Annotated in this window: 5 protein-coding genes; 2 read left to right on the top strand and 3 right to left on the bottom strand. The window is 71.3% G+C overall.

Translation table 11 applies throughout. The features are described from left to right. Positions 1–5 precede the first annotated feature (5 nt). The 3 genes from ACFWPQ_RS48395 to ACFWPQ_RS48405 all read right to left on the bottom strand — a co-directional run bounded on the left by ACFWPQ_RS48395 (position 6) and on the right by ACFWPQ_RS48405 (position 4,457). A complete protein-coding gene (locus tag ACFWPQ_RS48395; RefSeq protein WP_384050641.1) occupies positions 6–1,436 on the bottom strand; it encodes a putative T7SS-secreted protein in 1,431 nt (476 codons plus the stop codon). Further along, on the bottom strand, positions 1,433–1,753 hold the full coding sequence (locus ACFWPQ_RS48400; RefSeq protein ID WP_384050644.1) for a hypothetical protein: 321 nt from the start codon (positions 1,751–1,753) through the stop codon (positions 1,433–1,435). The genes ACFWPQ_RS48395 and ACFWPQ_RS48400 overlap by 4 nt, the downstream gene beginning before the upstream one ends. Before the next feature lie 79 nt (positions 1,754–1,832). After that, the gene (locus ACFWPQ_RS48405; protein WP_384050647.1) at positions 1,833–4,457 is read right to left on the bottom strand and encodes a glycosyltransferase family 1 protein; all 2,625 of its coding nucleotides are present in this window, start codon (positions 4,455–4,457) and stop codon (positions 1,833–1,835) included. A gap of 255 nt (positions 4,458–4,712) precedes the next feature. Between ACFWPQ_RS48405 and ACFWPQ_RS48410 the strand changes: the two genes are divergently transcribed. Both ACFWPQ_RS48410 and ACFWPQ_RS48415 read left to right on the top strand, forming a co-directional pair. Beyond that, positions 4,713–5,915: a S8 family peptidase gene (locus ACFWPQ_RS48410; protein ID WP_384050650.1), complete on the top strand. Its 1,203-nt coding sequence runs from the start codon at positions 4,713–4,715 to the stop codon at positions 5,913–5,915. Positions 5,916–6,168: 253 nt separating this feature from the next. Then, positions 6,169–7,067: maltotransferase domain-containing protein (locus tag ACFWPQ_RS48415; RefSeq protein WP_384050653.1), on the top strand; the 899-nt coding region annotated here is incomplete at its 3' end.

Below are 7,067 nucleotides of genomic sequence, written 5' to 3' on the forward strand. Positions count from 1 at the left end.
GCGTCCTACGGATAGAAGTGGACCACATTCCCGGCACGGTCGACCACCAGGACCTCTTTCAGGCCCCCGATGGGCCAGTCCTGAAACTGCTTCCGCAGTACTCCGACATCGACATCGCTGTCCCCGAGGTTCAGGACGACCCTCTCCGTCTGACCGTCCGCGACCTTTTTGCCCACCGCTGTCCAGATGGCGCGGGGTTTGTTGGAGACCGGTGCGTAATTGTCGAATATCTTGCCCTCGACTCGAAAGTCCGGCTTCTTTCCGTTCGGCATCTCGCCTGGGGACTGTTCGACGTCGTATCCCTGTCTGGCCAGACTCTCGGCCGAGTGCACCTCCCGCTGATGCGAGCGGATCGTATCGGGATTGTCGTTCTTGCTGACCGCCTCCGGCCTCCCGCGCGGCTGTGCAGCCGGGTCCGGCTCCCCCGACGGCCTGGTCCGGCCCGCCTCCGCCGCCGGGTCCCAGTCACCGCCTCCGCCGCCGGAACCGTCGGACGTCATGTCGACCCGGTCGGGCCCCGTCGCGTCGTTGACGATGTTGGCAAGTCCGGCGCCCGCCAGGGAGACCCCCACGGCAATCTGGGCGGCGGCCGCGACATTGATCGGGATACCGAGAGCGGCACCGATGCCGGTGGCGTCCAGCAGCACGCCTCCGGCCTCCTCCCCGAGACCGCCCGCCACCAGCGCGAGTCCGCCGAGAACGGAGAGCGTGGAGCCGGCGTCGTGCAACATCGCGTTGCCCAGGGAGGCGAGGTCGGAGACCAGCACCTCACCCGCGTCCTTGAGGAAGTTCCCCACGTCGGACGCGATGGAGTCCACCGTGTTGCCGAACTTGTCCCACCCCGAGTCGTGCATGCCGTCGTGGGTGACGGCACGGTGAATGACCTTGGCGGCCTGGTTCGCCGCGTCGTCGCGGACGTCTTTGGCGTGCTGGAGAGCCGACTTGGCGTTCGACAGATCGCCGGCCGCCCGGTCCCGCGCCCTGTTCAGCCGGACGCGCTGGGGATCGTCGTCGGCCGTGTCCTTCGGCAGGCCCTGGATGCTCCGGAGCGCCGACTCGTGATCGGTGTGAGCTGCCTGTGCGGCCTTCAGCGCCTTGTCGGCCAGTTGCTGTGCGTGCTCGAGGGCGCTGGCCCAGTCGGCGGTGCTGCCGTCGACGATCCGGGTCCCCATGGCGCCCGCGGCCTTGTCATAGCGGTGGTAGGCCTTCCGCAAGGGGTCAAGGGTGTCCCGCGCGGTGTCCCGGAAGGCGTCGGCCGCCTTGGACTTCCAGGACTCGACACCACACAGCGCCGCCACGTCGCCCGCTTCGCGCCAGATGTCGTTGGCGACGTCACACAACGACTGGCCGAGCAGGGCCACCGCGTCCGGATCGCCGGGTACCGGGTCGCCGTCCTCGTCGAGGACGCTCCACTCGCCGACGGGCGGACGCCTCACCTCAGCCTGCGATCGTGCCTGGCCCGGTCGTCCTGCTCGCGCAGAGCCCGAGCGAGGTCGCTATCGACGGCGTCGTACCCCTTCGCCGCCTCCGCGGTGATGACGCCCAGCTTCCTGATCTTCTCTGCGAGGTCCTTGCGGTGGATCTTCCAGTTGTCGGCGAACTCGTCGAAGGCGCCGACTATGCGCCGGTCCCCGAGTTCCGCCGCGGAGAAGTCCTCAGCCGGATTGGTGCGGCTGGTGAAGTTGTCGTAGATCCGCTGCAGCGCACGCGAGCACTCGCGTATGCGCTTGGTGTCCGCTTTCAGATCACTCATCGAAGCTCCGCCCCCCCGTACGGCAATCCGATCCCCAAGGACAGGCAAAGCCCGCCCTTGGGGCATCGGTCCCGCGCGGTCAGCGCATCAGCAGCCCGGCCCCCGCCACCGCCCCTTCCGACGGCGCCACCACCAGGCCCAGTTCCGCGCCGGACGCCAGCAGCCGGTGGGTCGGGAGGATGCGGACCGTGTAGCCGTAGGGGCCCGTGCGGTCCAGGGACAGGGGGCCCTCGTAGGTCCAGTGGCCCTCCAGGTCGGGGCCGGAGATCGGCTTCAGCGGCACCGTCGTCGCGTCCGTGATGCGGTCCTCCGGGTCGACCCGGCCGGAGACGGCCTGGACCTCCACGTCGTCGGGGGCGAGGTCGCCGAGGCGGACGCGGACGCGGAGGGCCAGGGTGGTGCCCAGTTCGGCGGTGGCCGTGGCGGTGGTCGTCTCGACGTGGTCCACCGAGACGCCGTGCCAGGCCGCCCGCACCCTGCCCTTCCAGACGGACAGTTCACGGGCCGTGTCCGGGGTCATGGACCGGTGGGCGTGGGCCGCGGGGGTGTAGAGGCGCTCCACGTACTCCCGGACCATGCGGCCCGCCAGCACCTTGGGGCCGAGGAGGGTGAGGGTCTGGCGGACCATCTCGATCCAGCGGTCCGGCAGGCCGCTGCGGCCGCGCTCGTAGAAGCGCGGGGTGACCCGCTGTTCGAGGAGGTCGTACAGCGCGGCGGCCTCGATGTCGTCCCGGCGGTCGGGATCGGTGCCGGCGCCGTCCGCCGTCGGGATCGCCCAGCCGAAGTCCGGCTGGAACCACTCGTCCCACCAGCCGTCCAGGACCGAGAGGTTGAGGCCGCCGTTGAGCGCCGCCTTCATCCCGCTCGTCCCGCACGCCTCCAGGGGCCGGAGGGGGTTGTTCAGCCAGATGTCGCAGCCGGGCAGGAGCTTCTGCGCCATCGCCATGCCGTAGTCGGGCAGGAAGACGATCCGGTGCCGGACGCGCGGGTCGTCGGTGAAGCGGACGAGTTCCTGGACCAGCCGCTTGCCTCCGTCGTCGGCCGGGTGCGCCTTGCCGGCCACCACGATCTGCATCGGCCGCTCGGGATGGAGCAGCAGGTCCATCAGCCGGTCGCGGTCGCGCAGCATGAGCGTGAGGCGCTTGTACGAGGGGACGCGCCGGGCGAACCCGATGGTCAGGACGTCGGGGTCGAGGACACCGTCGATCCAGCCCAGCTCGGCGGTACCGGCGCCGCGCTGCCGCCAGGACGCCCGCAGCCGCTCCCGCACCTCCAGCACCAGCTGCTCCCGCAGGCTGCGGCGCAGCTCCCAGATCTCCTCGTCGGCGACGGAGGCGACCGCGTCCCAGCGCTCCGGGCCGCCGACGGTCAGCGCCTCCTCGGTACGGCGGTCGCCGAGCTGCCGGGCGCCCAGCCGGACCACCTCGGGAGCCACCCAGGTCGGGGCGTGCACCCCGTTGGTCACGGAGGTGATCGGCACCTCGTCGGGGTCGAATCCCGGCCACAGCCCGGAGAACATCTCCCGGCTGACGTTCCCGTGCAGCAGCGAGACCCCGTTGGCGCGCTGGGCCAGCCGCAGCCCCATCACGGCCATGTTGAACAGGTTGGGCTCGCCACCGGGGTAGGTCTCCATGCCGAGCCGCAGGATGTGCTCGACCCCGATCCCGGGGAGTTCGGCGTCGGCGCCGAAGTGGTGGGCGACGAGTTCGCGGTCGAAGCGGTCGATGCCGGCCGGGACGGGGGTGTGGGTGGTGAACACGGTGCCCGCGCGGACCGCCTCCAGGGCCGCGTCGAAGTCCAGCCCGGCGGCGACCAGCTCGGCGATCCGCTCCAGGCCCAGGAAGCCGGCGTGGCCCTCGTTGGTGTGGAACACCTCCGGCTCGGGGTGGCCGGTCAGCCGGCAGTACGTCCGTACCGCCCGCACACCCCCTATCCCGAGCAGCATCTCCTGGAGCAGCCGGTGCTCGCTGCCGCCGCCGTAGAGCCGGTCGGTGACCCCGCGTTCGCCGACGTCGTTCTCCTCCACGTCCGAGTCCAGCATCAGCAACGGCACCCTGCCGACCTGCGCCAGCCAGATCCGGGCGCGCAGCAGTCTGCCGCCGGGCAGTGCGAGGGAGACGTGCGCGGGCGTGCCGTCGGCCTCCTTCAGCAGCGCCACGGGGAGTTCGTTGGGGTCGAGGACGGGATAGTGCTCCTGCTGCCAGCCGTCCCGGGACAGGGTCTGCCGGAAGTAGCCGTGCCGGTACAAGAGGCCGACGCCGATCAGCGGCACGCCGAGGTCGCTGGCCGACTTGAGGTGGTCGCCGGCGAGGATGCCGAGGCCGCCGGAGTACTGGGGCAGGGCGGCCGTGATGCCGAACTCGGGTGAGAAGTAGGCGACGGCGGCCGGGAGTTCGGCCGACTGCGGGCGGGTCTGGTACCAGCGGTCGCCGGTCAGGTAGTCGCCCAGATCGTCGGCGGCCGCGGTCAGCCGGCGCAGGAATCGTCGGTCCCCGGCCAGTTCGGCGAGCCGCGCCGGCGGCACGCTGCCGAGCAGCCGTACCGGGTCGCCCTCCGAGGCGGCCCAGCGCTCGGGGTCGACGGCCTGGAAGAGGTCACGGGTCTCGGTGTGCCAGCACCAGCGCAGGTTACGGGCCAGGTCGCTGAGGGGGCGGAGGGGTTCGGGGAGAACGGGACGGACGGTGAACCGACGGATCGCCTTCACATTCCACCTCGTGCAGTTCGCAAGGGGAGCCGTACAACCCTGTGCGGCTCGGCGTCTGTCCGACAGTACCGGTGCGGGGGTGCCACTGGGGGCTGCCGCCCCCAGACCCCCGCTCCGGCCTGCAGGGCCTCGTCCTCAAACGCCGGACGAGCTGGGATGCGGTGCGGACCGGCCGTCGTCCCCGGATGCCTTCTTGTCGGCTTTCGCCCCGTACGAGACGCTGCCTCCCTGAGCTGAGGAGGGGGACTCGCAGCCATGGCACGGACGTGTACTCGGCGTCTGCGTCTGGTGGGGGGCTTGACCGCGGTCGTCACGGCCGCGGTGCTGTCGACGGCCACCCTGCCCGCGCACGCCGTACCGGAGGGGATCGTCGTCGACGCCGGCCGGGCCGGTTCGGTCGACGGGAGTTATCTGGTGACGCTCAAGGAGGGGATCAAGGGGGCGTCGGCGGCCGGGAAGGACGTCGCCGCCCGCTATGGGGCGAAAATAAGCCATACTTACGACAGTGTGCTGAACGGCTACGCCGTCGAGGCGAGCGCGAGACAGGCCCGGCGGCTCGCCGCGGACTCGCGGGTCGCCTCCGTCGTCCAGGACAGCCGGGTGCGGCTGGAGCGCACCCAGAAGAACCCGCCGTCGTGGGGCCTGGACCGCGTCGACCAGGCAGGGCTGCCGCTCGACAGGTCGTACAGCTCGCCGGAACCGGCGGGCGCGGGCGTCACCGTGTACGTGATCGACACCGGTGTCCGCATCACGCACGCCGACTTCGGCGGACGCGCGAGCTACGGCTGGGACTTCGTCGGGAACGACGGATCCGCAGGTGACGGCAACGGGCACGGCACCCATGTGGCCGGCATCATCGCCGGCACCCGGTACGGCGTCGCCAAGAAGGCCCGGATCGTCTCCGTGCGGGTCCTGGACAACACCGGGGCGGGCACCACCGCCCAGGTCATCGCCGGTGTCGACTGGGTCACCGCGCACGCCCGCGGACCCGCGGTCGCCAATCTCAGCCTCGGCGGCTACCACAGCACCCAGCTCGACACCGCCGTACGGAACTCGATCAGGGCCGGCGTGACCTACACGGTCGCCGCCGGCAACGACGGCCTCCCGGCCGCCCGCTACTCGCCGGCCGGCGTACCGCAGGCCCTGACCGTCGGCGCCACCGACCGCGCCGACGCCCGCGCGGGCTTCTCCAACTACGGTTCCGCCGTCGACCTGTTCGCCCCGGGTGTGGCGATCACCTCGGACTCGTTCGCGAGCGACACCGGCAGGGCGACCTACTCGGGTACGTCGATGGCGGCACCGCACGTGGCGGGCGCCGCCGCCCTCTATCTCGCCGGGCACCGGAGGGCCACCCCGGCCCAGGTCGCCAAGGCCCTGATTGCGGGGGCGGCGAGCGGGAAGGTGTCCGGTGCGGGGCCGGGCTCGCCGAACAGACTCCTCCGGGTACCGAAGTCGTAAAGCGGTTTCTGGTATGCGATCACGCCACCGGCCCCGTTCGCCGAGAACGGGGCCGGTCTTGTGCGTAGACATACGGCTGAGTAGTTAACAAAGTGCCGGATTGCCCACCCGAATAGGGTGGGAAGGCTCCTCCGGTACACCCCACAGACACAGCCCTGACACCACTCAGCGGTAAGACACCAGGTACACCCGCAGGACCCACCTCCCCACCATCCAGCCGCCCACACCCACGTTGTCGCGGACAGGAGCGGTCATGCCCGCCACGCACCCTTCCTCAGCACCTCAGACCCGGCGCACGTCACCCCCTGCGCCACCCCCCGCGGACGAGGCCACCGCCGTCGGCCGCATACCCGTCCTCGACGTCCGCCCGCTGATCCAGCAGGGGCGCCGGCCCGCCAAGGCGGTCACCGGGGAGTCGTTCGAGGTCACCGCCACCGTCTTCCGCGAGGGCCATGACGCCGTCGCCGCCAACGTCGTACTGAAGGACCCGAAGGGCCGCCCGGGCCCCTGGACCCCGATGCGCGAGCTGGCCCCCGGCACCGACCGGTGGGGCGCCACCGTGACCGTCGACGGGAAACCGGGCCGCTGGACGTACCAGGTCGAGGCTTGGGGAGATCCGGTCAGCACCTGGCGCCACCACGCGGAGATCAAGATCCCGGCGGGCATCGACACCGATCTGGTCCTGGAGGAGGGCGCCCGGCTCTACGAACGGGCCGCCGCCGGGGTCCCGAAGGCAAAAAAAAGGGAAATCCTGCTGACCGCGGTCGCCGCCCTCCGCGACGAGGAACGGCCCGCCCCCTGGCGCCTCGCCGCCGCCCTCACGCCCGAGGTCGACAAGGTCCTGGCGCGGTTTCCGTTGCGGGAGTTGGTGACGGTCTCCGAGGCGCTGCCGTTGCTCGTGGAGCGTGAGCGGGCCCTGTACGGCTCCTGGTACGAGTTCTTCCCGCGCTCCGAGGGGACGCCGGAGCGGCCGCACGGCACGTTCCGGACAGCGGCGCGCCGGCTGCCGAAGATCGCCGAGATGGGCTTCGACGTCGTCTACCTCCCGCCGATCCATCCCATCGGCACCACCTTCCGCAAGGGCCGCAACAACACCCTCGACCCCGGCCCCGACGACGTCGGCGTGCCCTGGGCGATCGGATCGCCCGAGGG

This window comes from Streptomyces sp. NPDC058464 (genome assembly GCF_042721035.1).
In the GTDB taxonomy this organism is placed as follows: domain Bacteria; phylum Actinomycetota; class Actinomycetes; order Streptomycetales; family Streptomycetaceae; genus Streptomyces.